A 25,433-nucleotide genomic window follows, 5' to 3' on the forward strand; every position below is an offset into this window, starting at 1 on the left:
GGTTTTTGCGGAGGCCATAATGAAGCTGCAACAGCTGCGCTATATCTGGGAAGTCGCTCATCACGAGCTGAATGTGTCGGCAACGGCGCAGAGTCTCTATACCTCTCAACCCGGTATCAGTAAACAGATTCGTCTGCTTGAGGATGAACTCGGTGTCGAGGTCTTTGCCCGCAGTGGCAAGCACCTGACCCGGATCACTCCCGCCGGCGAAAAGATTATTGAAACCGCCGGTGAGATTCTTCGGAAAGTGGATTCCATCAAGCAGGTTGCCCAGGAATTCAGTAACGAGAAGAAGGGGACTCTGGCTCTGGCCACCACCCATACTCAGGCACGTTACGCCTTGCCACCGGTGATCAAGCAGTTCATTGGCAAGTATCCGGACGTTTCTTTGCATATGCATCAGGGGACACCGATGCAGATCTCGGAAATGGCGGCCGATGGTACGGTGGATTTTGCCATCGCTACCGAAGCCCTGGAACTGTTCAATGACCTGATCATGATGCCTTGCTACAGCTGGAACCGTAGCGTCCTGGTGCCCAAGAATCACCCTCTGGCTCAGGTGTCTGAACTGACGCTGCAGGATATCGGTAAATTCCCGATTGTGACTTACGTGTTTGGCTTTACCGGTCGTTCGAAGCTGGATGAGGCCTTCATGAATGAAGGGATTGCCCCCCGCGTCGTCTTTACCGCTGCCGACACCGATGTTATCAAGACCTATGTTCGGCTGGGGCTGGGCATCGGTATTGTTGCCGGTATGTCCTATGATGAGGAGCTGGATGCGGATCTTGTCGCACTGGATGCTTCCCATCTGTTCGAGGCCAGTGTCACCAAGATTGGTTTCCGTCGCGGAACGTTCCTGCGTGGATTCATGTACGATTTCATCGAACTCTTTGCGCCACATCTGACCAAGGAGATTATTGATGAAGCCGTATCACGCCATAACAAGGCGGAAGTGGACGAGCTGTTTGAGCACATCAATCTGCCCGTACACTGACGGTTGACGATCGCACAGAACGGGCTGATCTGGCATGGTTTGGATCAGCCTTTTTCTTTGTCAGTTTGTTTCTTCTGCCGTTGCTTTATCCAGTACTTCTTTGACCAGCTTAAAATAAATCGTATACGCGATGGGGGCTTCCCCAGGCTTTTCGACGACAAAGAAAGGTGCCTTGTCGACATTCAGCATAGTGGCAATCTGCATGCCTTCACTGAGCGGGTCATTTTCATAGGCTTCGACAATACGGTCGATTCGCTTGATGTGACCTGACTGCTCCAACCGTTCCAGCACTTCACCGCATTTCTTGCAGGGCGATCCATCGGCCAGAATTTTTTTGACCATCGTTATTTTCATCGGGAATTCCTTCTTTTCCTTGGCAACACAGCGTCATGGCGATTCTATCAATGCTAACGCAATCTACTAATAACATTTCCGCATAACTTAATAGCACCCGGTTAGGGTTTGCATGGCGGTAAGCTCAGGGGTAGAGTGTGCGCTGCTCCGCTGTCATTATCAGCATCAATAAACAGCCGAACTGCATTAGAAGAACCGTATAACACCGTAAAATAAACAGAAAAAATCAGGAGTCGTTGTGGAAATAGCCTGCCTGGATCTGGAAGGGGTACTGGTTCCCGAAATCTGGATCAAATTCGCCGAGCAAACCGGCATTGATGAACTCAAAGCCACCACCCGAGATATTCCCGATTATGATGTCCTGATGAAACAGCGACTTAAATTGCTGGATCAGCATGGTCTGGGATTGCGGGAGATTCAGGCTGTCATCGCCGAGATGGCGCCACTGCCCGGTGCCCGTGACTTTATCGACTGGTTACGGGAACGTTTCCAGGTTGTCATTCTCTCTGATACGTTTTATGAATTCGCCCAGCCTCTCATGCGTCAACTGGGATTCCCGACGTTGCTCTGCCACCGTCTCGAAGTTGATGATAAGGGCAAAGTCACTGACTATAGCCTGCGTCAGAAAGATCCCAAGCGGATGTCCGTCAAAGCGTTTCATAGCCTGAAATACCGGGTGATCGCCGCCGGTGATTCCTACAACGACACTACCATGTTGGCTGAAGCGGATGCCGGCATCCTGTTCCATGCACCGGACAATGTCATCGAAGAGTTTCCGCAGTTTCCGGCAGTACATACCTTTGATGACCTGAAAATGGCATTCTGTCAGGCCAGTGTGCGAGACATTCCATTGCAGTAAACAACAAGATACTGAAGATATTGTACTGACGGACGGGTAGGGCTAGAGCGCTACCCGTTCTGCTTCGAGGCTTTCCAGAACATTCATCAGGTTTCTGACCTTGGTGATGGATTCCTGATACTCCATCTCGCAATCAGAATCCGCGACGATGCCGCCGCCGCCCCAGCAGTGGATCTGCTGACCATCGGCAACCAGTGTGCGAATAGCAATATTGGTATCCATCCGGCCATGGCTGCTGATATAGCCGATAGCACCGCAATACACGGAGCGGGGAACCGGCTCCAGCTCCCGAATGATTTCCATCGCACGAATTTTAGGTGCGCCGGTGATGGAACCTCCGGGGAAGGCATCCCGTAGCAACATCAGGTTGTCATGTCCCTCGGCCAGTTGGCCGGTCACCGTGCTGACGAGGTGATGCACATTGGCGTAACTTTCCAGACCAAACAATACGGGGACTTTAATAGAGCCAGGTTTGCAGTTACGCCCCAGGTCATTACGCAACAGATCAACAATCATCAGGTTTTCAGCCCGATCCTTTTCGCTGGTCAGGAGTTCGGCGGCGGACGCGATATCTTCGTCCATATCCCGTCCGCGAGGGCGAGTGCCTTTGATAGGACGGGTTTCAACGTCACCATTATCAGAACGCAACAGTCGTTCAGGTGAATGGCTGAGCACCTTGAGTTCATCGAAATCCAGAAACGCGGCGAAAGGGGTAGGGCTGGCAGCTCTCAGTGCCTGATAGGCTGACCATGGGTCACCCTGATAGTGGGCGGAAAACCGTTGTGTCAGGTTGACCTGGTAGCAGTCACCGGCGGCAATCCAGTCCTTGATATGATGGAAAGCATTCTGGTACTCGGACGGTGACATACTGGCCGAAAAGGGCGTATTCAAATGGAACGCTGATGGAAACACCGTTGCTGGTTTATGCAGTCGCTGTTCAATGCGATGGCGCTTTTCCTCTGGCATATCCGGATGGGCCACCAGCCAGGTTCTGCCGGTGTGATGGTCCACTACAACCGCCCAGAGATAAAGCCCCACCAGCATGGACGGGTGTGATGAGTTGCGCGGTGTAATGCGTCCCGGCTCCAGGCTTTCATTCAGTTCATAGCCCCAGTAACCGGCCAGACCGCCAGTAAACGGCATTTGTTGGCTATCAACCGGAGAGGGGAGTGCTACATGCAGGGTTTCAAACGGTGCAGTCGTCAATGGTTGCCAGTTGTCGCTTGTTGACGGTTTACACCAGGTGACACCTGCTTTGTGGCGGTAGAGATTTTCCGGTGCGGCAGTCAGGATGTCGTACCGGTAACGGTAATCGCCGGTAGAGCGGGCGACACTGTCGAGCATCAACGCATTGCCCAGCGGCCGAAGACGCTCGAACCACTGGACGGAATCCGTCAGGTGCGGCAGTTCGGTGATGGAAAGGTGTTTCATTGACGTGTTTCACTGCGGTTTGGCCGGCATTGTATACCGGATGCCAGGCGTTCAAAAGGAAGCAATGCGCATTCTCACTGACATACCGCAATGCATTGCCCAAACCAAACGACACTATCTGACCAGTGAATGGAGCTCGTCTGAAAAATAGACCTGACAGTCAACAACGTATTCTTTGTTGACACTTTATTTACAAAGCTTGCACTTATGTCCCAAAGCAGTTATAAAATTCCGCATACCTTGAACAGGTTGAGCCACAGCGCACAATAATAAAACTGTTGTCCGGGATGTTCGAAATTGCCGGCAAAACAGACAGAACAATAAAAGCAGCATAATAAGAACAATAAAGCGGAAACCTCACAATGTTCAGAGACCCATCCTCAGACCGACACTCCGTCGACGCCCGGAACACCGAAGCCCTGGTCTGCGCTGGCAATGCCTGCCTCGCCGTCAGTCTGGCCGTTGTGTTCCTCTGGACGCTCTGGTAACCGCGGATTCCGCAGGAATCCAATCGGCTTCGTGCGTCCGCTCGTTGTTAAGCATTCGCGGAATGGACGTGGAAGGCGGTCCGGGTCGCTCCCGGTCCGACATGCAATGTACACTGCATTGCAGTACAGGGAAGGCTAACGCCTGAACATGCAACTGGAGACTAATAATAATGAAAGGCCTTAAGAAACTGCCTCTGGCAATTGCCATCTCCTCAGTCATGGCTGCCACAGCCCAGGCTGAACTGAAAGCGCTGGAAGACGAAGCCATGTCGGAAATGACGGGGCAGTCTGGTATTACCATTGAAATGGAAATGCAGGCTGAAGTCGGTGCTGTTACGTATACCGATGAAGGCTCTATCCGTCTTGAAGGTATTACTCTTGATAACAATGGTGGCGCACTGAACCAGACCATCAATATTGATATGCTTGAAAAGTCTGACTTGGCTGCTGGTCCTGGCGCTGCAACCAAGGCTGCTGGCGATATCATCAAGGTTGGCATCAGCAATATGGAAATGGATGTTGAAGTGGATGCGATTCGTACAGGTGATGCCAGCGCAGCCAGCTTGGGTCAGCTGAATATTGAAGACATTGCTATGAATGGCACAGACATGTATGTCTACGCCCTCGATGGCAAAAAAGGTATCGGTGTTGATGCAATTATCAACCAGTCAATCGGGCGCGTAAGCTTCACCGATATTGATCCTAATGCTGCAAATGGTGCTGAAGATGGCGGTACCGTAGCACTCAACGATATCAAAATATCCACTTTGGATATGACAGGTACTGAGGTTACTGTTATTGATGGCGCTGAAAATCCTTACGGCACTTTCGATGCTGTGAAAGTAACCATGCCTGGTATCAATAATGGATCTATTTCTGTTGGTGGTATTCAGGTTGGTAGCGCGACTGATGATACTTATGACCAGTTCAATCAGACTATCGGTGCTGTAGAGCTGAATGGTCTCAATCTTGCCGGTACTGATATGTACGTTTATGCACCAGATACTGGCAGCGGTATCCGTGTGACCCAGCAAATGAACGTTACCTTGGGTGAAGTCACTTATGTTGCTGGCGTTCTGGATGCAGATACTGCTGATAAAACCGTTACTGCTTTAACAGCGAAGAAAGCTCAGGTAGATGGACTGATAGGCACGCTTGATCCTGTCGCTGATGCCGCTCAAATTGCTCAATTGACTGCAGCATCTAACGATCTGGGTAACAAGATTGCCGTTGCTGATAAGGTTTACTATAAGAGCGGTGAGCTTGGTGGAACAGGAAGAACTGGTGATGGCGTAGGTTCTGTGACATTGTCAAATGTCAGCCTGACTTCAGATATCAGCACTATCGCTATTGATGTTGATGCAAGTAATCACCTTGTAATTGACGCCCCAATGACTAACGCCAATATCACAGTCGGTGCCATCAATGTTGGTGACGGCAATCTGGGTGGTTTGGCCATCACTGGTCTTAATATGACAACCAATAGTATCTCTGTATATGCACATTAAGTTCGTATGACGCGATGAATAAAAGGCCGACCGGTTTACCGGCCGGCCTTTTTTACTTAAACTGCACGAAAGTACGAAAAAATAAAAACAACAAAAAAGACTGACTTCCATGATTGAGATTCTGCTGGGCAGCCTGCTTGCCGTTTTCGGCGTCAATACCGCGTTTGAGGTCAAGCCAAAGGACGAGGGAACGGTCTACTTTGAACAGCAGACCGCCAGCATCCCGGTGACGGATCAGACCGCCGTTGAACCACTCTCTAAGTTTAAATACAAAAACATCATCCGGCAGACCTATGACTACAGTTGTGGGTCTGCCGCACTTACAACATTGCTGGATTACTATCTGGGACGAAACCTGACTGAACGCCAGGTCATGGAAGGGCTGCTCAAATTCGGTGAAGCCGACAAGATTGTCGCCCGTCGCGGCTTCTCTCTGCTGGATATGAAACGTTTCACCCGTGCCATCGGTCACAAGAGCGGTGGATTCCGCGCCAGTATGGATGACCTGGCCGATCTGGATCACCCGGCTATCGTGCCCATCGAATACGCGGGCTTTAAGCATTTTGTCGTGGTGCGGGAAGTGTATAACGGCCATGTCTATGTGGCCGATCCGGCAGTAGGGAATATCAGTTTTACCACTGAGCGGTTCAAGGAGGTCTGGGATCGCAATGTGCTGTTTATCGTATTCCCGAACGGCCATGCGCCGCTGCCGAACCTGGAATTGCGTAACGAAGATATGCGGGTCGTCGATGAAAGCACGATTAACTACCTGGCTTTCCAGGAGTTCCCGCAGTTCAACAACCCGATGGAAAACCGCCTGAAAGATGCCGCCGCCATTCGTCGGCTGGAAAATGCTACAAGCAGCGGTGAGGTTGGCGGAAGTGTCGGTGGTATGTCTTATAAAAGGCAATAACATCGGATAAAAAAAGCCGGTAGAATGCCGTGAACTGGATCACAGCCGAGTGATACACCCACAACGTATCGCCGGCAAAGAACGAATAAGAAACATATAAAAAATAACAATAACAAGAGCGTATCAGGATGAAGTTTCGCATGTCTGCGTTAACCATGGGGATTGCCCTTGGCGGCCTGGCCTGGACCGGGTACGCTGCCGCCGCCAGCTCAACAGACGCCCGCAGCGCCCTGGCCAAACAGGACGGTGACGCCGACCAGAGTAAGCAGCTTGAGGAAGTCTTCCAGGCGGCTGAGAAAAGTTACTCGCTGCTTAAATCCGGTGATACCCGGCTGACTTATTCCTTCAATTATTCCAATACCCGTGACGCCAGGATTGATTTTGCCAATGCCACCGGCACCAATGGCACCGAGGTCGTCACCAACTTTGTCCGGAATACCACCGACCATACCTTCACCAATACCTTCAGTTTTGATTACGGAATCTGGGACAACCTGACGTTCTCGGTGCGGATTCCGCTGGTTGCCAAGTATTCCGAGAATAAGTCTGTGGCGGCCGGCAGTTATATCAGTAAAGAAAAGACAGTGTATGGGGTTGGTGACGTTGGTTTAAGCCTCCGCTGGCAGCCATTTGAAGTTCGTCCCGGCCGGCCATCTCTGACACTGAACAGTTCCTTTAACCTGAAAACCGGCGAGAGTCCCTACGAGATCAATCCCGACAAGGATCTTTCCACGGGTAGCGGTTATTTCTCTCTCGGTTTCGGGGCGAGCCTTTCTCATGTTCTGGATCCGGTCGTGCTGTTTGGTTCTGTCGGTTACAACATCAACTTCGAAGAAACCGGCCTGAACCAGTACCAGGGGGATCCCACCAACCGGAACCTCAACCCGAATCAGGACACCCTGACGCTGTCATCCGTTAATCCCGGTGACAGTTACTCCATGAATATGGGGTTTGCCTATTCGCTCTCTTATGACGTTTCCATGAGTGCGTCCTATCAGATGTCCTATAGCCGGGAGAGTGTGTTCACGTTCAAGGATGGCCGGAGCGTGGATTCGCCCTCCAGCACCTCGGGGATTGTCAATATGTCCCTGGGGCTGCGGATGTCGCCTACCTATATCGTCAATATCAATGCCGGTTTCGGCCTGACCGAGGATTCCCCGGATATCCTGCTGGGCTTTTCGCTGCCGCTCGACCTGGAGGGTCTGAAGGCGGAATAGTTGTTCTGGCTGTTGAATGCCCCGGTTGTCCCGGGCTGCAAGACAAGCGAACGCTGGCTGACAGCTGATCTAATAACAAGAACAAGAAGAAATGCGCAGTATGATCAGGACTTTTTCAGGCTATGACAGACCCGGGTGGTGGGCGACGACACTAGTACTTTCGTACTTTTTGGTGTCGCCACTTCAGGCGCAGATGGCCCAGAACCTTACCATCGGCAATCCAAAAGCCATGGCTATGGCCAATGCGGTCACGGCGGACTTTGTCGGTTTGGACAATGTGCATTACAACCCGGCGGGACTGGTTGACCTGAAAGGTCGGCAGTTTGAAACCAAGGTCATTGCCGCCTACATGGATATCCGCGCCGAGTTTGAGCCCGGGGAAAATTACGACTTCTTTGGTTTTGATGCGGATGATGATCCCGTCTCCTACACCAAAAGTCAGACAGCGACGCCTGCCATGTATATTCCGGGTGTCGGACTGACCTCGGTACCGGCATTGATTGCACCCCTTAATGGTGTCTCCTTTAATCCCCCCGGCTCAAAGTTCACGTTTGCCAACAATCTTTATGCCCCCATGGCGCTCGGTTTCAGCCGGGATGAAGGGGATGATCCTGCGGCATTTCAAGGACAAAAGGTGGCGCTGCAGCGGATCACTTATCTGTCACCCTCCATTGGCTACAAAGTGAATGATCAGTTGGATGTGGGTCTGTCCGTTGGGTTCTCCCATCAGGCGCTGGCGATGGAACAGAAATTCCGTAGTCCGAATGATCTTTTGGCGTTGAATGCTAACCCGGCGATTCAGACATTGTTCTGTGATACGCCGGGCATCGATATTTTGACGGCGATTTTCCTGGATATCTGTCAGGGGGATGCGAACCCTTTTGCGAATATGGCCGATATGTCACTCGAAATGACAGAAACCCTGTCTCCCACTTATAACCTCGGCCTGCGTTGGAAGCCCTATGACTGGCTGCGCTTTGGTCTCGTATATCAGAGTGAAGCGAAGATGAATCTCAAGGGTGACTACTCCTTTGAGTATTCCGATGATTTTTTTGAATTCATGAAAGGCTTTGCCGGTGCCTATAACCCTTCGATCTTCGGGGCAGCGTTGATTGGTCCGATCAGTGCCAAGCAGAAGGAGGAGGGTATTGCTTCCATGAAGCTCACCTATCCGCAGCATATCTCGGGTGGCGTGAGTGTGGATCTGACGCCCAGGCTGACCATGAACTTTGATTTGAAGTGGACCGATTATGATGTCTGGGAAAACTTCGTGATTGAATTTGACCGGCAGGTGATGGCCATGCAGTTTGCCACTATCCTGGCGCCGGCCAATGCGCAACCCAACAGGATTGTCATGCCGCGGGGGTATGAGAGTAAGTGGAGCTGGGCGGTCGGATTTGAGTACGATGTCAGCAACCGTCTCAGCCTGCGTTGGGGCTATGAAAACCGGCCATCCTCCATCCCGGAAGACAAAGCCGATATCATGGCGCCCCTGGGGGACGCCCATATCATCGGTTTAGGCTTTGGCTACCAGTGGGATAAGGAATCTGTCGTGGATGTCGGTTTCCAGTATTTCTGGTCCAAGCAGGAAATTCCCGCAGGCACCAGCTGTAACGTCAATTGTGACGGCATCACTGATCTGGTTTACAACCCCTATGCCGGAATGGATCTGGAGACCAGCATTAATGCCTACATCTTCTCACTCTCTTATCGGACCCGTTTCTGACCCTCTACGGTGTCGATTGGCTTGAAAGCGGGGCGGTAAGCAGGGAAGATGAGATCCGGGAGGGCGGCAGTATGACAATAATAACCCGGTGCTGTTCTGGCAGTTTATTGATGTTGGGTGCAATGGCAGGCCTTGTAGCGTTGCCCGCTGGCGCATCGGAACGTTATTTCACGTATATCGACGAGACCGGTAAGATTCGCAATCTGTTTCTGGATGACGATTTCAAGGAACAGCAGGACGAAGTCCGTCATCGCATCAGCCTGTCGAGCTATATCGATCCTTACGATAACCCCAGCTCTATTGCCTATCAGAATTTTTCATCGTCATCTGAAAAGAAGCGTCGCTATTTCACCTGGGTGGATGCTGACGGTACGGTGCAGAGCAGTTTCTATTCAGACCAGTCCGATATCAAACCACGAGACCAGTATGTGCTCGGTTCCGGCGAACGGGCCAGCAGTTACGTGGATGCAGATGTGCTCGAAGGGCGTGGTTTTGTCCGTGGTGAAAATGGCCAGCCGTATTACACCTGGACCGACGCAGAAGGGCGCATCCAGAATACGGCTATCACAACGGAGCAGCGGGCACAGGCCTTCAAACGCCCGAGGCTTCCGGGGATCGGTAGCCGCAATCACGATTTTACCGATGGCAATGAATTGCTGCTGAAAGCGATGCCGGCACCAGTAAGTCAGAACATTGCGTTAAGCCCGGAACTGGCGGGTATTCTCGATGCAAATCGAGAGCAGCGACGTCAACCCCAGCGGGCTCGGGATGCGGAGTTGGCCCAGGCGTTTTCCGACGGTTGCTGTATCCAGATGGACGTGCGCAATTTTGAAAAGCCGGGGCTTGATCAGGCGAAGTATGATGAATTTAATCGCTTCACGCCGTTGTTCGATTTTCCCACCGGGCTCAGCTATTACAGCGGTTATGTTATCCCGGATGATAAACCCAGCTCAGCCGTTCGCGTTCGCAGCTTTTCCAATCAGGATGTGATGTATCCCAGCCTCTTATTTCTGGATGCCGCCCGGCGTCCGACGCGCCTTGTGACCGATGCCATCTACCGCCTGAACCCGGAAACCTGGCACAGCTATGCCTATATCGAAGGCATCGTTGCGCTTAAGCCCTGGCTGGGTGAACGTTATGTTGTTGTCATGACGACCGAGGAAGCATTAGAGCAGCAAACCCTAGACAACAAACCCTTTGCCCGGCCGCTGGATATGAAATCAGTTGCAGTGGAGGAGGGGATGGTGGTTCGAGAGCATGCCTCCACGGGTTCCTTTGAGGTGACGTTCCTGAAATAAGTCAGCATTGTTGACAATGTGATCCTTGACGCTCGGTTTATACGTATATAAGCTCAGCGTCACTGATTAATTGTCGACAATATCTAAAATAATACGATTTCAATGAACCAGCCGGAACCCCGCACTTTATCCGATCGCGTGTTCACGCATATTCAGCGTGCCATTGTGCGTGGGGATATTCCGGGGGGCAGTAAACTCAGTGAATCCAGTCTGGCGGAACAGTATGGCATCAGCCGTGGGCCGTTACGTGAGGCTATCCGTCGCCTCGAAGGCTGCAAACTGGTGGTTCGTGAGCCCCACAGCGGCACCCGTGTTGTCTCCCTGTCTGCGGAAGAACTCCTTGATATCTATCATATCCGTGAAGTCATGGAAGGGCTGGCCTGTCGCCTGGCGGCTGAGAATATGACCCAGGCCCAGATTGACGATATGCGGCGTTTGCTGGATCAGCATCGGGAGCAGTCTGAACTCAAGGACGGGGTGGCCTATTTCCAGCAGGAAGGGGATCTCGATTTTCATTACCGGATTATCAGCGCATCCGGCAATCGTAAACTGGTCGAATTACTGTGCGGTGAGCTTTACCACTTAATCCGTATGTATCGCTACCGGTTCAGTACGCAGCAGAATCGGCCCTTGCGGGCTTTCACGGAACATCAGCAGATCATTGATGCGTTAGCGGATCGGGACGGCGAGCTGGCCGAACTGTTGATGCGTCGGCATATCCGGGTCTCCCGCAACCGACTGGAAGAACGGATCAGAAACGGATGTGAGGCTGTGCCACCGTGACAGTGGGGCAGACTGTACTAAAACAATAGCGATGACAACGACTGCACGAATCACAGGAAACCGCGTATGACCGAACTGACACCCGGCCAGAAGTTTCGCAAGGCCGTTGAAGCGAACAACCCGTTACAGGTGGTGGGCACCATCAATGCCTATTGCGCCATGATGGCTGAAAAGACGGGCCATCAGGCGATATATTTGTCGGGCGGGGGCGTGGCCAATGCCTCCTATGGATTGCCGGATCTTGGCATGACGTCGATGAACGATGTGCTGGAGGATGTTCGCCGGATCACTGCAGCCAGCACGCTGCCACTGCTGGTTGATATTGATACGGGCTGGGGCGGTGCTTTCAATATTGCCCGTACTATTCAGGAAATGATTCGGGCGGGCGCCGCCGCAGTCCACATTGAAGACCAGGTGGCGCAGAAGCGTTGTGGTCATCGCCCGAATAAAGCCATTGTCAGCAAAGAGGAAATGGTGGACCGGGTTAAGTCGGCCGTGGATGCCCGTACGGATGAGAGTTTTGTCATCATGGCCCGCACCGATGCGCTGGCTGTCGAAGGGATGGATGCCGCGATTGAGCGCGCCTGTCTCTGTGTCGATGCCGGCGCTGACATGATCTTCCCGGAAGCCATGCAGACACTGGACGATTACCGTCGTTTTGTTGAGGCCGTCAAGGTGCCGGTATTGGCCAATATCACCGAATTTGGCCAAACACCGCTGTTCAACAGTCAGGAACTGGGGGACGCCGGCATTGCCATGGTGCTTTACCCATTGAGTGCGTTCCGTGCCATGAATCAAGCGGCGCTGAACGTCTATCAACACCTGCTGGCAGACGGCGATCAGACCCAGGTAGTCGACACCATGCAAACCCGGATGGAACTGTACGATTTCCTTGGTTATCACGCCTATGAGCAGACTATCGACCGCCTGTTTGAAGAAAAGGGCGAGGAATAAACTGGCAGAACAACGCGTTAGCAACAATTCTTAACGACGTCTCTTACACACAAGAACCAGAGGGAGCACGTATGGCTGAGAAGAAACTGACCGGCGCCGGCCTCCGGGGCCAGACGGCAGGACAGACTGCACTCTGTACCGTGGGCAAAAGCGGCACCGGTCTCACTTACCGGGGTTACGACATCCATGAGCTGGCGAAGTACGGCACGTTCGAAGAAATCGCCTGGTTGTTGTTTCACGGTGAGTTGCCCAACAGTGAAGCGTTGGCGAATTACAAGAAGAAGCTGCAAGGGTTACGTGGGTTGCCGGAACCGCTGAAGCAGTGCCTGGAATTGATTCCTGCGGATGCGCATCCCATGGATGTCATGCGGACGGGTTGTTCCATGCTGGGTAATCTGGAAACGGAAACCGATTTCAGTCAGCAGCAGGATGTGACCGACCGCCTGCTGGCAGCGTTTCCCTCCATCCTCCTTTACTGGTACCGGTTCAGCCATGATGGCGTCCGTATTGATACAGAAACCGATGATGACTCCATTGCTGGCCATTTCCTGCATCTGCTGCACGATAAAAAGCCGGCTGACAACCATCGTCGCTGTATGGATGCGTCCCTGATTCTTTACGCTGAGCATGAGTTTAATGCGTCGACGTTCACGGCACGCGTCTGCGCTTCAACCCTCTCTGATATGCATTCCTGTATCACGGCAGCTATCGGTTCTCTGCGCGGGCCGCTGCATGGTGGCGCCAACGAAGCCGCGATGGAAATGATTGAGCGTTTCCAGTCAGCCGCAGAAGCCAAAGAAGCCATTCTTGGCATGCTGGAGCGCAAGGACAAGATCATGGGCTTTGGGCATGCGATCTACAGCACGTCTGACCCCAGGAACGGCATCATCAAAGAATGGTCCAAGACTTTGGCGGACGAAGTCGGGGATACCGTGCTGTATCCCGTCTCGGCCATGATTGAGCAGGTCATGTGGGATGAGAAGAAGCTGTTCCCGAATGCCGATTTCTTCCACGCCTCGGCTTATCACTTCATGGGTATTCCCACCAAGCTGTTTACGCCGATCTTTGTTTGTTCGCGGCTGACCGGCTGGGCTTCCCATGTGATGGAACAACGCGCCAACAACCGGATTATCAGGCCATCGGCGGAGTATACCGGCCCTGAGCCCCGCGCCTGGGTGGGCATAGAAGCACGCTAATAACGGTAATACCGCATTAATAACGTCATACAACCAGAAGTCAGAGAAAACAATGAGTGCAAACGTTGATGTAAATGAACGCCCGGATTACGACCAGGTACTGCAGGATATCGCTGATTATGTTCTCAACTACAAAATTGAGTCCGATGAAGCGCTGGATACTGCCCGTAACTGTCTGATGGATACCCTCGGCTGTGGTCTGCTGGCCCTGCGTTTTCCCGAATGTACCAAACACCTTGGCCCCATCGTCGAAGGCACCGTTGTTCCCCACGGTTCACGTGTCCCAGGCACATCGTTCCGTCTGGATCCAGTGAAAGCGGCCTGGGATATTGGCTGCATTATTCGCTGGCTGGATTACAACGATACCTGGCTGGCGGCCGAGTGGGGGCATCCGTCTGATAACCTGGGTGGCATCCTGGGTGCAGCGGATTACCTGTCACAAAGCCGGATGGCCAATGGTCAGGCGCCGCTGACCATGCGCGATGTGCTCGAAGCCATGATCATGGCGCACGAGATTCAGGGGTGCCTGGCGCTGGAAAACAGCTACAATCGTGTAGGTCTTGACCATGTCGTGCTGGTGAAAGTGGCGTCGACGGCGGTTGTTGCGAAATTGAAAGGCGCCAACCGTGAGCAGTTGCTGTCCGCGCTGTCCCATGCCTGGGTTGATGGCCAGTCTCTGCGTACCTACCGTCATGCGCCGAATGCGGGTTCCCGGAAGTCCTGGGCAGCGGGTGATGCCACTTCACGGGCAGTTCGTCTGGCGGATATCGCCATGCGCGGTGAGATGGGCGTCCCCGGTGTGCTGAGTGCGCCTAAGTGGGGCTTCTATGATGTACTGTTCAAGGGGCAGGAATTCAAATTCCAGCGTCCTTACGGCAGCTATGTGATGGAGCATGTACTCTTCAAGATCTCTTTCCCGGCCGAATTCCACTCTCAGACAGCTGCTGAAGCCGCTGTTCGCCTGCATGACCAGGTGAAGGGACGGGTTGATGAGATCGAGCGGGTTGAGATCACTACCCATGAATCCGCGATCCGCATCATCTCCAAGGTCGGCCCCCTGGCCAATGCCGCCGACCGGGATCACTGTCTCCAGTATATGACGGCCGTCCCCCTGCTGTTCGGCAACCTGGTGGCTGAGCACTATGAAGACGATTTCCATGCGGCGCATCCTGAAATTGATATGCTGCGTGAGAAGATGGTCATCCTGGAAGATGAGCGTTATTCCCGCGAGTACCACGAGCCGGAGAAACGCTCCATTGCGAATGCGATCCAGGTGTTCTTCAAGGATGGCAGCAGTACTGAAAAAGTGGCGGTGGAGTATCCGATCGGTCATCGTCGTCGCCGTGAAGAAGGGATTCCGCTGTTGGAGTCCAAGTTCAAGGCCAATCTAGCGACCCGGTTCCCGGCTGGCCGTTGTGAGGCGATCTTTGAGCTGTGCAAGGATCAGGCGAAGCTGGAAGCCACGCCGGTCAATGCCTTCATGGATCTGTTTGTGATTTAATCGCTATAGAAAACGCCCAGTATTTTGCTGGGCGTTTTTTTTCTGAGCGATTTCCAGCCTTATTTCAACCGACGCTCAATGCCGGTCTGGGCAATGATGCGTGTCGCAATTTCTTCAACGGAATAGCGGGTGGTATTGATATAGGGAATGTTTTCCCGCTGGAACATCTGCTCCACCTCATTCACTTCCATTTCACATTGACGGGCAGACGAATAGCGGCTGTTAGGCCGACGTTCGTTACGAATCGCTGCCAGATGCTCAGCATCAATTGTCAAACCAAACAGTTTGTTTTTGTGTTCCTTGAGAATGGAGGGCAGGCGCATCATATCCAGATCATCTTCGGTGATCGGGTAGTTTGCGGCACGAATCCCAAATTGCAGTCCCATGTACAGGCAGGTGGGGGTCTTGCCACAGCGGGAGACGCCAACGATCAGGATATCCGCTTTGTCGTAGTAGCGGGTCTTGGCGCCGTCGTCGTTGTCGAGGGCGAAGTGGACAGCATCAATCCGCTGGTTGTACTGGGTATTGGCGGCGATGGCGCGCTTCTGGCCAATCTTGTGCATGGCGTGCTGCCGTAATTCCTGCTCCAGCCCGGGCATGAAGGCCTGAAAGATATCCGTGGTGTAGGCGTTGGCGCCTTTCATAATTTCACTGATACTTTCATCAATGATGGTACTGAACAGCAATGGCTTGTGTTCACTGGTATTTGCCTCCCGGTTGATGTCAGCGACAATTGCCAGAGCCTTTTCAGGGGTATCAATGTAGGGCAGGGTGAGGTTATCGAACTCAACATGGTCAAACTGCGCCAGCAGGCTCTTGCCAAAGGATTCCGCGGTAATACCGGTACCGTCCGAGATAAAATAGACTTTGCGTTTCATTCCTGTGTTCCAGACCACGGAAGTGGCTTCAAAGGTGCCCAACTGTCAGAAAAACTGACAAAAATCATAGGCACTGGCTGTTTGTTCGTGTTACAAAGACGCGCTTTCAGATAGGTAAAAGTCCCTAATCCTTGATGACGGGATTCACAACCAGTGTCTGCTGGTCGTATAGTACGGCCATCTGACGTTGCTGACAAAGGGCTCCGAACCTTCGCATTTTCCGTTTATACTTGTGCGACCTTGTTCGAGCCACTGACTTTTTTGCCGGAAACCCGGATAAAGTTCCAAATCAGGGGGTGATACCTTGGAAGAGTATGTAATTGCCTTTGAGCACCTGGGAGCAGGTGACGTTGAACGTGTGGGCGGCAAAAACGCCTCTCTGGGAGAGATGATCAGTAACCTGGCGGGCGCCGGGGTGTCTGTTCCCGGAGGTTTCGCCACCACCGCAAAGGCGTACCGGGAGTTTCTGGAAAAGAGCGGCCTGAATGAACGTATTCATTCGCTGCTCGACACCCTGGATGTGGACGATGTCCGTGCATTGGCCGAGGCTGGCGCCAAGATCCGCCAGTGGGTGATGGATGAGCCGTTCCAGCCGGCGCTGGAAGACGCCATCCGCACAGCATTCATCAGCCTGCAGAATGGCAATGAGAACCTCTCCGTTGCGGTTCGCTCTTCTGCCACCGCCGAAGACTTGCCAGATGCTTCTTTTGCAGGCCAGCAGGAAACCTTCCTCAATATTCGTGGTTATGACAATGTCATCCATGCCGCAAAAGAAGTGTTCGCTTCCCTGTTCAATGACCGTGCAATCGCCTACCGGGTGCACCAGGGCTTTGATCATCGTGAAGTGGCACTGTCTGCGGGTATTCAGCGCATGGTGCGCAGTGAAACTGCGGCTTCTGGCGTTATGTTCACGTTGGATACCGAATCGGGTTTCCGTGACGCAGTATTCATTACCTCTTCATACGGTTTGGGTGAAACCGTTGTGCAGGGTGCTGTGAATCCTGACGAATTCTACGTACATAAGCCGACCCTGGAAGCTGGCCGTCATGCGATTCTGCGCCGTAACCTGGGTAGCAAAGCCATTAAAATGATGTATACCGATGACCACAGTGCGGGTCGTTCGGTAAAAACCCTGGATGTGGATATGGCCGAGCGCCAGCGCTTCTCCGTTTCGGATGACGAAGTGCAGGCCCTGGCGCGTCAAGCGCTGATTATCGAAAAGCACTATGAGCGCCCCATGGATATTGAATGGGCCAAAGATGGTGATGATGGTCAGCTGTACATCGTTCAGGCCCGTCCTGAAACCGTGAAGAGCCGCACTGAAGGCAACACCATGGAACGTTACCTGCTCAATGAGAAGGGGACGGTTCTGGTGGAAGGCCGCAGTATCGGCCAGAAGATCGGCAGCGGTGTGGTCAAGGTTATTCATAACCTGGCTGAAATGGACAAGGTGCAACCCGGCGATGTGCTGGTCACCGATATGACCGACCCGGACTGGGAACCGATCATGAAGCGGGCCTCCGCGATCGTGACCAATCGTGGCGGCAGAACCTGTCACGCGGCGATCATTGCCCGTGAACTGGGTATTCCGGCCGTTGTCGGCTGTGGTGATGCCACGGAAAAACTCAGTGAAGGTCAGGCGGTTACCGTTTCCTGCGCGGAAGGTGATACCGGCATGATCTACGAAGGTAAGCTGGACTTCGCTATTCGCACAAACAGTGTCGACACCATGCCGGATCTGCCGTTCAAGATCATGATGAACGTGGGTAACCCGGACCGTGCCTTTGACTTTTCTGCACTGCCGAATGCCGGTGTTGGACTGGCGCGTTTGGAATTCATCATTAACCGGATGATCGGTGTTCACCCGAAAGCGCTGTTCAATTATGAAAACCTGCCGGCGGATATCCGCAGCAGTGTTGACAAGCGAATCTCCGGTTATGCCAGCCCCATCGACTTCTATGTTGAGAAACTGGTGGAAGGTGTCGCCTCTATTGCGGCGGCGTTCTATCCGAAGAAGGTCATCGTCCGGATGTCTGACTTCAAGTCCAACGAGTATGCGAACCTGATTGGCGGACGTCTGTACGAGCCGGAAGAAGAGAACCCGATGCTGGGATTCCGTGGCGCATCCCGTTATGTGTCTGACAGCTTCCGTGACTGCTTCGAGCTGGAATGCCGCGCCATGAAGAAGGTGCGTGACGAAATGGGGCTGACTAACGTCGAGCTGATGATTCCATTTGTCCGTACTGTTGGCGAAGCCAAGCAGGTCATCGATCTTCTGGCAGAAAACGGTCTGCGCCGCGGTGAGAATGGTCTGCGCGTCATCATGATGTGTGAGCTGCCTTCTAACGCGATCCTTGCCACTGAATTCCTCGAGTACTTCGATGGATTCTCTATCGGTTCCAACGATATGACCCAGCTGACGCTGGGGCTGGATCGGGATTCCGGTATCATCGCGCACCTGTTTGATGAGCGGAATGCGGCCGTGAAGGCGATGCTGTCCATGGCTATCCAAGCTTGTCGTAAGGCGGGTAAATACATCGGTATCTGTGGTCAGGGGCCCTCAGATCATCCGGATCTGGCCAAGTGGCTGATGGAAGAGGGGATCGAAACAGTTTCCCTGAATCCGGATTCCGTGCTGGATACCTGGTTCTATCTGGCGGATCAGAAGATTAACTGAGCCATACGTCCTTAGATAGTGTGATGAAAAAGGGTGGAACAGCATAATGTTCCACCCTTTTTTGTATGGCAAATATAAGTACCTTTAAACACGTTGCCACCCACAGCACACGGAACGTGAGCTGATTCGCTGAGAAAACACAGGCCTCGGCCTTACGATGAGTTGTCTCTGCTGGATAAGAGTGTATTTCCCTCAGAGGCTACGTTTTTATCTTGACTGGTACGGAGTCTAGAATTGCGAAAATTGGTCGGCATGTAATAATCACCCCACCAGACGTTGAGGATAATAACAATGCAATATGTAACACCTGATCTATGTGATGCTTACCCTGATTTGGTCCAGGTTGTAGAGCCAGGTTTCCGTAACTATGGTGGCGTGCTTTCCTTTGGGGGAGAAATCATCACAGTTAAATGCTTTGAAGATAACTCCCGCGTGAAAGAACTGGTTGAGGAAAATGGTGAAGGGAAAGTCATGGTGGTGGATGCCGGCGGCTCAATGCGTCGCGCCTGTCTGGGGGATATGCTGGCAGAGAAAGCCGCTAAAAATGGCTGGGCTGGTATCATCATGTATGGCTGCATTCGCGATGTCGATGTGATTGCACAACTGCCTCTTGGCGTTCAGGCGCTGGGCTCGCATCCGATGAAAACGGATAAAAAAGGCATTGGCGAGGTTAATATTCCTGTCACATTTAAAGGGGTAATGTTTAACCCTGGCCACTATACCTACGCTGATAACAATGGAGTTATCGTTTCTTCTGAGCCTTTAATGATGCCGTCTTAACAGTTATGGTAACCAGGTGCGACTATTGGCGCTTGGTTACTTTGTATATTCCCGTTAGTTATTAATTGCTTGCTGTTTTGCTAAATATGCTGCATTTAAATGGTCTGAATGTAGACAAAGGTTGTAGAAAATAACATTTATTGGAACAAAAGAGTATTATTCTGCTCTAACCACGAAAGACTTTAAATGGATAGAAGTGGTTTAATCTATGGCTTGTGTAGCAGTCAATACACCCACAGCTAGTTTGCATATTGAGCATAGTTCTCAATGTATCAATTACTCTATGAGTGTAGAAAGCACCTCTCCCTATCTGGGTGATGAAAAAATTGATAGCAGCAAGACGCCTGGGAAAACAATATCAGATTATATTGTTACATCTTTTAGAGATGTAGCGATTTCATTCTTGATCAATTTATTGAGCTTTATTCTTACGATTGCTTTTTTTCTTCAAAACAAACCAAAGCTCGATAATATTGAACCATTATCTGCACGGCAAGTTTTACAAGCCGAAAAACAGGCTAAAGAAAAAATTGAGAGCCTTGCAAAGAAACTTAAAGATACTGCTGGCGATGTTAGCGCATCAGTAGTTAGGGATAAATTTACTAAACTGGGTTTAATTAAGAGTGACGGGGAATGGTATTCTGACAAAATTAAATCGTTCGGTGAAAAATTACTGAAGGATGTTGATGGTAGATATGTTGAAAGCTTCATAGATAGAGCGGTTCATGCTGCTGAGGAAAACGATTATTTAATGGGTGCTATTTCAGAAATTATGAATAATCATGAAGATACGGATAACACTGATGAATATTTGAAAAGGATTCCTGATCTAATCGGCTTTGCAATCGTTTTAAATGAGCTAACTCAAGGGCAGGCCGACGATATTGATATTTTGGAGGACTGTCTGAAATGTTGGCGTGAACAGAGGAATGCTAAAGGTGGCGTTCTGAAGAGTCTGGGGTTATGTGGGGCAATAAAAATGTGGTCTGTTGAAAAGCCTATTGAAGAATCTCTTAAGTATAGAAAGGCGGATGAAATACCCCATGATTTTGCAAAATGGATCTTGCCCATAAATATACTTGAAGCCTGTTTTTTTGATATATTGAAAGGAAATTTCGATAATGCACTAACAGGAATAAGACTCGCTAAAAATCACCCTGGCAAATATGATGCTAGCTGCGCAGAACTTGATCGCAATGGTCATATTCATGTTAATTTGCCGCAACCAAAACTGTGGGCAGATCTCTATGGGTCATGGAATATGGCATTTGTTTCACAGCTTGTTTCAATGCCCTTTTATATGATTAAACTGCTTGTCCCAGCAGTGAATGATTATAAAGACAGACCTAAAGAATACATCTGTCTAAGAGCATTTGCTTTAAAGACAACGCTTGAATATCTAGCGGTGCTCAAGGAAGAGGAGAAGGAATGCACACCACTGCCTAAGTCTGTGACACGTGCTTGGGGAGGGGTAAACCGGTGTTCTGCTCGCGCTTACCAGAATGAGGTTGACGCTACTGCTAGTCAACTACTACCTAATGGCGCTGGTGCATGAAGTAATGCTATTGAGATAATATATGTACAATAATCATATATTTCATGATTAACTTTCATTTTTATCATAATAAACATATCAATACACTTGAGCTATTTTTGGATTGGCAAGCTTTTTAGTGAAGGTTGGTATGTTTAACGCATTGATTCTTAACCAAGTTGATAAAAAAACGCAGGCGTCAGTTTCTCAGCTGGACGAGTCACAGCTTCCCAATGGTAATGTAGTTGTTGAGATTGACTATTCATCCTTGAATTATAAAGATGGCTTGGCAGTAACGGGGAAAGGCAAAATTATACGCCAGTTCCCAATGGTTCCAGGGATCGATTTTGCGGGTCATGTAGCGCAATCTTCAGATAGTCGATTTAAGCCAGGTGATTCAGTCGTTTTGACGGGCTGGGGTGTCGGTGAAACACACTGGGGCGGAATGGCTGAAAAAGCCTGCGTCAATGCTGACTGGCTGGTGCCCCTCCCGGATGGCCTTGATGCTAAAAAAACCATGATGATCGGAACTGCCGGTTTAACCGCCATGCTGTGTGTAGATGCACTGATTGAGGCTGGGGTGGCGCCAGAGCAGGGCGAGATACTGGTTACCGGTGCGAGTGGAGGTGTAGGCTCCGTGGCTGTCACCCTATTGGCACGGTTAGGCTACCAGGTTGTCGCACTGTCGGGTCGATCAGAAGAAAACCGGACGCTGCTGACCCGGCTGGGGGCTTCGCGCATCATTGATCGCTCCGCATTTGAAGAATCCGCTAAGCCATTGGAAAAACAATGTTGGGCAGGGGCTGTTGATACAGTCGGCAGCCATGTCCTCGCAAAATTACTGGCCCAGGTTCAGTATGGCGGTGCGGTCAGTGCCTGTGGTCTTGCTGGAGGGTTTGATTTACCGACGACTGTTATGCCGTTTATCTTGCGTGGCGTAAGACTACTGGGCGTGGATTCTGTTATGTGTCCAATACAAAAGCGTCAAAAAGCCTGGGCTCGCTTGAGTGAATTGCTGCCTGAGAGCTTTTACCAGCAGGCTTGTCGAGAGATTGAGCTAAAAGATGTACCTGCTTATGCGGAAGCGATTACTCAGGGCAAAGTCACCGGTCGTGTCGTGATTAAGCTTTAACACTGATTTTTATTACCACGACGTACGTTTAGGCCAGTTTAGACTGGCCTTTTTTATGCCTCGTGGTTTTCAAATAAAGCCCATCTCGTGAATCCGTTTTGCGATCAAATGCCCACATTCCTCCTTCAGCAGATGGCGCAGCCAGATCTGTGCTGCGGAATGTTCACAGCGCGGATGCCATATCATCGAATAATCAAAGGGTTTGAAGTCAAAGGGGAGGGGTTTGATCACCAGCTGATGCTGGTCGGCTGCAAGATACGCAAGGTCTGCCGGTACAGTGATGATCAATGCCATGGTTTCAATAATGGCAAGGGCTGCTTCCAGGTGGTAGGCACGGAGTACCATCCGCCGTTCAGGATACCCTCGTAGGGCGTCATCTATTAATGACTTTACGCCATCACTCACGGCAATCATTGCATGGGGACAGGAAAGGTAGTCGGCCAATGTTAAAGTGTTGGTTGCCTGCGGGTGATGCTTCGACAGTAAGCAGAAAACGCTGACAAGCCCCAAAATTTCCTGATGCAAGGGGGTAACCGAATCGGTTGGACGACACAATGCGATGTCGCAACCGTCTGTCGTTAATTGGGTTAGCAAATTGTCATGATGTAACGGCACAAACTCCAGTGAAACCCCAGGTGCTTCGCGATAAATCCGGGGTAATGCAAAGGGCAGGATAGTTTGCATTGCATAATCGGTTGTGGCTATGACAAAGCGCTGTTGGCATAGCTCGGGTTTGAAGCGTTCAGGTGAGAGCACCTTTCTTAACGCTTCCAAAGGATCATGTAGTAAGTGCTGCAGCTGCAGGGCTCGTTCTGTCGGAATTAATTTTTGCCCGTTGCGTGTAAACAAGGGATCGTTCAGCAATTCACGTAAGCGCCCCAGGATCCGGCTCATGGCTGACTGGCTCAGGTTTAACCTGATTGCGGCACGGCTCACACTGTTTTCCTCCAATAGTACTTTCAGTGCAACCAGCAGATTCAAGTCTCTCCGGTAAATCTCTTCGAGTTCCAACCGTCATTTCTCACAGTGGTTTAGGTAAAACGAAATAGCACGCCAATCGATTAGGTATCTGGCTGCGTGGATCTTTGCAGGGAATCTCATGGGGTGCAATTTACTCTATGGCTGAGGCGGATATTTGTCCATTTCCACTTCTGTATGAGCCTGGATGACCACCCATTATTCTTTTTGACTGCCTGTTCTTGCAGTGTCTCGATGGATAGCATTTTAAATCATTAAAGTACCGGTAATTAATATTACCGGTACTATTTATGTATTGTTAATTAAATACTGATACCTATAATACCAGTATCATAATACCGGTATTATAGGTGGTTTAAATGTCACAAGATAAGAGTTCGTTGCGCAGAACCAAGGTGTTCGGTGCGTTGGATGCAATGAAAGAGGCCGGGGAGAAGATTACAGCCCAAAAGCTGGCTGCCGTGGTTAACATGGGCAAGCAGACCGTCTTGCCTCTGTATCGGGAGTGGCAGGAATTGGAGATACTTGGGGATAGCGAAGGTATCGAGCTCTCCGAGGAATTAATTCGCGCACTCAAACGCGAATTGGCACGTGATAAGCTCAGACAATCAACCCAGCTGTTAGAGCTTGAAGAGCGAATTGAAGATCAACGTCAAGCCTTCACTGAAACCATTGATCAGCTCGAGCAGGAAATAAAGGGGCTAGTAGATCAGGTTAAATCGCTCGAAACGCTGAACCAATCATTGAGTAGCGAGAAGTTACTGCTACAGAAAGATAGCGCAGATCAACTTTCTCAAATAAAGGATATTGCATCGCAGTTACACCATTCCCAGAAACAACTGGAAACAGCCGAGAACAAGTTGACGGCCAGTGAAAACGGCAAGGAGAGGGCACTACAGGAGCAGGAAAAACGGCTTGATGACGCGAATCAGAAGCTACTGAACCACTGGTTATCCGTGGTAGATAATGAGCGTCGCGAAAAAGAGCGCCTCAGCAAGCAGCTTGAGCGAGAACGGGAAAAACAGGCGAAAACCGAACGAGAGCTGGCAGATACCCGTCTGGATGTGAATCGCCTGGATAGTGCGCTTGAAAAGGCGAAAGAAGCGTCTGCAGAGCTGCTTCAGCGCATGAAGCAATTTGAGCAGCAGGTAACAGTCACAGAGGCAATTTCATTGATGCTGGACAAACCGAAGGATTTGATGGCGTCCATTAAAAACCTTCAGGATGACGCTAAATCTCTTGGGTCGTACGCAACAAAAAATCGAGAACTAGAGCAATCACTTCAGGTCGTTGATAAAAAACTTGAAGCGTTTGATGATCTTCAAAAATCCAATGTAGCCTTGGAAAAGGAAGTCATCAGGCTTCAGGCCTATACTGATGGCCTTAAGGCAGCCTCCAAGACCAAAAGTTCAACGAAGAAACAGAATGCTTAAGCATTATCTCCAGAAGTAAACCGGTACAGCGAGGCCGGTTTACTTAATGTTGCGCAGTTTTTGTTTGAGCTTGTCGACCAGCTTTTTACCTTTGGGGCTGAGAGAAAGCCGGAAATAACGGCCATCATCTTCGTGCTGTTGCTTTTTAAGAAGACCAAGCCCTGGACGATCATGGCGGCCTTCACCCAGACGCTTAACGCTGACCGCAATATCGCTGGGCGTGCCGCAATCCAGCTTGCCGTCATTAACAAGGTCTGTAATGGTTTCGCCAGGGTTTTCTGCAACAACCAAGAGTATCTGCCACTGGATAATGGTCAGAGGAGGCTCCTGGAGTAATGTGGTCAGCTTAATCAGGCCATTAAGGGTCATGGTTCGTTTTATCCTCTTGGTTATCCGTTACCGCTTCAGTGTAGTACATTCACTTTGTCGTTTAGACAGGTAAAAAAAGGCGCCACGTCATCACTACCAACGTATTCAGTGACTTCACAGCACACATCTTTTGAATAAATAGTAGGCAGACATCTGCACTCTTTGCAAATTGAACGCTATAAATTTCTGGAAATTTATTCAATTCTGTTTCATAGCGTTAATTCTTGCAGTCTTTGCAGCGAATACCTCCAGATAGTGTAAATAGTCCATTTCTATATATGGCTGTGTTGTAACTGACCAGCATGCGCATAATCTATATTACACATGGCGTAACATGCCGTTACGCGAACGGCATGATGTGAAAAAAACCTATTAATAAACAAGCAGTTAAAGACATTGCAGCCGGTGCCCAATCCTGAGCCTTTTGGTA

At 50.8% G+C, this 25,433-nt stretch carries 22 protein-coding genes; 17 read left to right on the forward strand and 5 right to left on the reverse strand.

Features of this window, described 5'->3' with window-relative positions; genetic code table 11:
• The first annotated feature begins 19 nt into the window (after nt 1-19).
• On the forward strand, nt 20-994 hold the full coding sequence (gene cysB, locus KHS78_RS12905; protein ID WP_211828880.1) for an HTH-type transcriptional regulator CysB: 975 nt from the start codon (nt 20-22) through the stop codon (nt 992-994).
• Between the two features lie 60 nt (nt 995-1,054).
• On the opposite strand, the gene KHS78_RS12910 is transcribed toward cysB, so the two are convergent.
• On the reverse strand, nt 1,055-1,348 hold the full coding sequence (locus tag KHS78_RS12910; RefSeq protein WP_211828881.1) for a hypothetical protein: 294 nt from the start codon (nt 1,346-1,348) through the stop codon (nt 1,055-1,057).
• Nucleotides 1,349-1,586: 238 nt separating this feature from the next.
• Here KHS78_RS12910 and thrH point away from each other — a divergent pair, with 238 nt between their 5' ends.
• Nucleotides 1,587-2,207 (forward strand): bifunctional phosphoserine phosphatase/homoserine phosphotransferase ThrH, encoded by a 621-nt coding sequence (gene thrH / locus KHS78_RS12915; RefSeq protein WP_211828882.1) that lies wholly within the window; start codon nt 1,587-1,589, stop codon nt 2,205-2,207.
• Nucleotides 2,208-2,249: 42 nt separating this feature from the next.
• Here the strand turns inward: thrH and pabB are convergent, their stop codons facing one another.
• Entirely contained in the window at nt 2,250-3,638 is a 1,389-nt protein-coding gene (pabB, locus tag KHS78_RS12920) for an aminodeoxychorismate synthase component I (protein ID WP_211828883.1), read from the reverse strand.
• 362 nt (nt 3,639-4,000) lie between these two features.
• Between pabB and KHS78_RS22485 the strand changes: the two genes are divergently transcribed.
• From KHS78_RS22485 to prpD, 10 genes are all read left to right on the forward strand, one after another.
• On the forward strand, nt 4,001-4,126 hold the full coding sequence (locus KHS78_RS22485) for a hypothetical protein (RefSeq protein ID WP_281417066.1): 126 nt from the start codon (nt 4,001-4,003) through the stop codon (nt 4,124-4,126).
• Between the two features lie 170 nt (nt 4,127-4,296).
• Nucleotides 4,297-5,634, forward strand: a complete 1,338-nt coding sequence (locus KHS78_RS12925) for a DUF6160 family protein (RefSeq protein WP_211828884.1) — start codon at nt 4,297-4,299, stop codon at nt 5,632-5,634.
• Between the two features lie 109 nt (nt 5,635-5,743).
• Nucleotides 5,744-6,547: a C39 family peptidase gene (locus KHS78_RS12930; RefSeq protein ID WP_211828885.1), complete on the forward strand. Its 804-nt coding sequence runs from the start codon at nt 5,744-5,746 to the stop codon at nt 6,545-6,547.
• A gap of 140 nt (nt 6,548-6,687) precedes the next feature.
• The gene (locus KHS78_RS12935) at nt 6,688-7,764 is read left to right on the forward strand and encodes a transporter (RefSeq protein ID WP_246506434.1); all 1,077 of its coding nucleotides are present in this window, start codon (nt 6,688-6,690) and stop codon (nt 7,762-7,764) included.
• 193 nt (nt 7,765-7,957) lie between these two features.
• Nucleotides 7,958-9,490, forward strand: a complete 1,533-nt coding sequence (locus KHS78_RS12940) for an outer membrane protein transport protein (RefSeq protein ID WP_211828886.1) — start codon at nt 7,958-7,960, stop codon at nt 9,488-9,490.
• A gap of 71 nt (nt 9,491-9,561) precedes the next feature.
• The gene (locus KHS78_RS12945; RefSeq protein ID WP_211828887.1) at nt 9,562-10,788 is read left to right on the forward strand and encodes a MalM family protein; all 1,227 of its coding nucleotides are present in this window, start codon (nt 9,562-9,564) and stop codon (nt 10,786-10,788) included.
• A 102-nt stretch (nt 10,789-10,890) separates the two neighbouring features.
• Nucleotides 10,891-11,571, forward strand: coding sequence for a GntR family transcriptional regulator (locus KHS78_RS12950; RefSeq protein ID WP_211828888.1), 681 nt, complete (start codon nt 10,891-10,893; stop codon nt 11,569-11,571).
• 66 nt (nt 11,572-11,637) lie between these two features.
• Entirely contained in the window at nt 11,638-12,525 is an 888-nt protein-coding gene (prpB, locus tag KHS78_RS12955; RefSeq protein ID WP_211828889.1) for a methylisocitrate lyase, read from the forward strand.
• Nucleotides 12,526-12,596: 71 nt separating this feature from the next.
• Complete coding sequence (prpC, locus tag KHS78_RS12960; RefSeq protein ID WP_211828890.1) at nt 12,597-13,721, forward strand: bifunctional 2-methylcitrate synthase/citrate synthase; 1,125 nt, start codon at nt 12,597-12,599, stop codon at nt 13,719-13,721.
• Between the two features lie 52 nt (nt 13,722-13,773).
• On the forward strand, nt 13,774-15,222 hold the full coding sequence (gene prpD / locus KHS78_RS12965) for a 2-methylcitrate dehydratase (RefSeq protein WP_211828891.1): 1,449 nt from the start codon (nt 13,774-13,776) through the stop codon (nt 15,220-15,222).
• A 59-nt stretch (nt 15,223-15,281) separates the two neighbouring features.
• Here the strand turns inward: prpD and ppsR are convergent, their stop codons facing one another.
• Nucleotides 15,282-16,100 carry a posphoenolpyruvate synthetase regulatory kinase/phosphorylase PpsR gene (ppsR, locus tag KHS78_RS12970; protein WP_211828892.1) on the reverse strand — a complete coding sequence of 273 codons (819 nt, stop codon included), beginning with the start codon at nt 16,098-16,100 and terminating at the stop codon, nt 15,282-15,284.
• A 304-nt stretch (nt 16,101-16,404) separates the two neighbouring features.
• On the opposite strand from ppsR, the gene ppsA reads away from it, so the two are divergent.
• The 4 genes from ppsA (at nt 16,405) to acuI (ending at nt 22,223) form a co-directional block, all read left to right on the forward strand.
• Nucleotides 16,405-18,777, forward strand: a complete 2,373-nt coding sequence (gene ppsA / locus KHS78_RS12975; RefSeq protein WP_211828893.1) for a phosphoenolpyruvate synthase — start codon at nt 16,405-16,407, stop codon at nt 18,775-18,777.
• Nucleotides 18,778-19,068: 291 nt separating this feature from the next.
• Nucleotides 19,069-19,557 carry a ribonuclease E activity regulator RraA gene (rraA, locus tag KHS78_RS12980; protein WP_211828894.1) on the forward strand — a complete coding sequence of 163 codons (489 nt, stop codon included), beginning with the start codon at nt 19,069-19,071 and terminating at the stop codon, nt 19,555-19,557.
• Between the two features lie 208 nt (nt 19,558-19,765).
• Entirely contained in the window at nt 19,766-21,112 is a 1,347-nt protein-coding gene (locus KHS78_RS12985) for a hypothetical protein (RefSeq protein ID WP_211828895.1), read from the forward strand.
• Nucleotides 21,113-21,242: 130 nt separating this feature from the next.
• Nucleotides 21,243-22,223, forward strand: a complete 981-nt coding sequence (gene acuI / locus KHS78_RS12990) for an acrylyl-CoA reductase (NADPH) (protein WP_211828896.1) — start codon at nt 21,243-21,245, stop codon at nt 22,221-22,223.
• A 69-nt stretch (nt 22,224-22,292) separates the two neighbouring features.
• Here acuI and KHS78_RS12995 read toward each other — a convergent pair whose 3' ends face one another.
• The gene (locus tag KHS78_RS12995) at nt 22,293-23,204 is read right to left on the reverse strand and encodes a LysR family transcriptional regulator (RefSeq protein WP_246506436.1); all 912 of its coding nucleotides are present in this window, start codon (nt 23,202-23,204) and stop codon (nt 22,293-22,295) included.
• 356 nt (nt 23,205-23,560) lie between these two features.
• Here KHS78_RS12995 and KHS78_RS13000 point away from each other — a divergent pair, with 356 nt between their 5' ends.
• Entirely contained in the window at nt 23,561-24,634 is a 1,074-nt protein-coding gene (locus KHS78_RS13000) for a DNA-binding protein (protein WP_211828898.1), read from the forward strand.
• A 39-nt stretch (nt 24,635-24,673) separates the two neighbouring features.
• Here KHS78_RS13000 and KHS78_RS13005 read toward each other — a convergent pair whose 3' ends face one another.
• Nucleotides 24,674-25,003 carry a MarR family winged helix-turn-helix transcriptional regulator gene (locus KHS78_RS13005; protein ID WP_211828899.1) on the reverse strand — a complete coding sequence of 110 codons (330 nt, stop codon included), beginning with the start codon at nt 25,001-25,003 and terminating at the stop codon, nt 24,674-24,676.
• Nucleotides 25,004-25,433: the final 430 nt, after the last annotated feature.

The sequence above is a fragment of the Kistimonas asteriae genome (assembly GCF_018263925.1).
In the GTDB taxonomy this organism is placed as follows: Bacteria; Pseudomonadota; Gammaproteobacteria; order Pseudomonadales; family Endozoicomonadaceae; genus Kistimonas; species Kistimonas asteriae.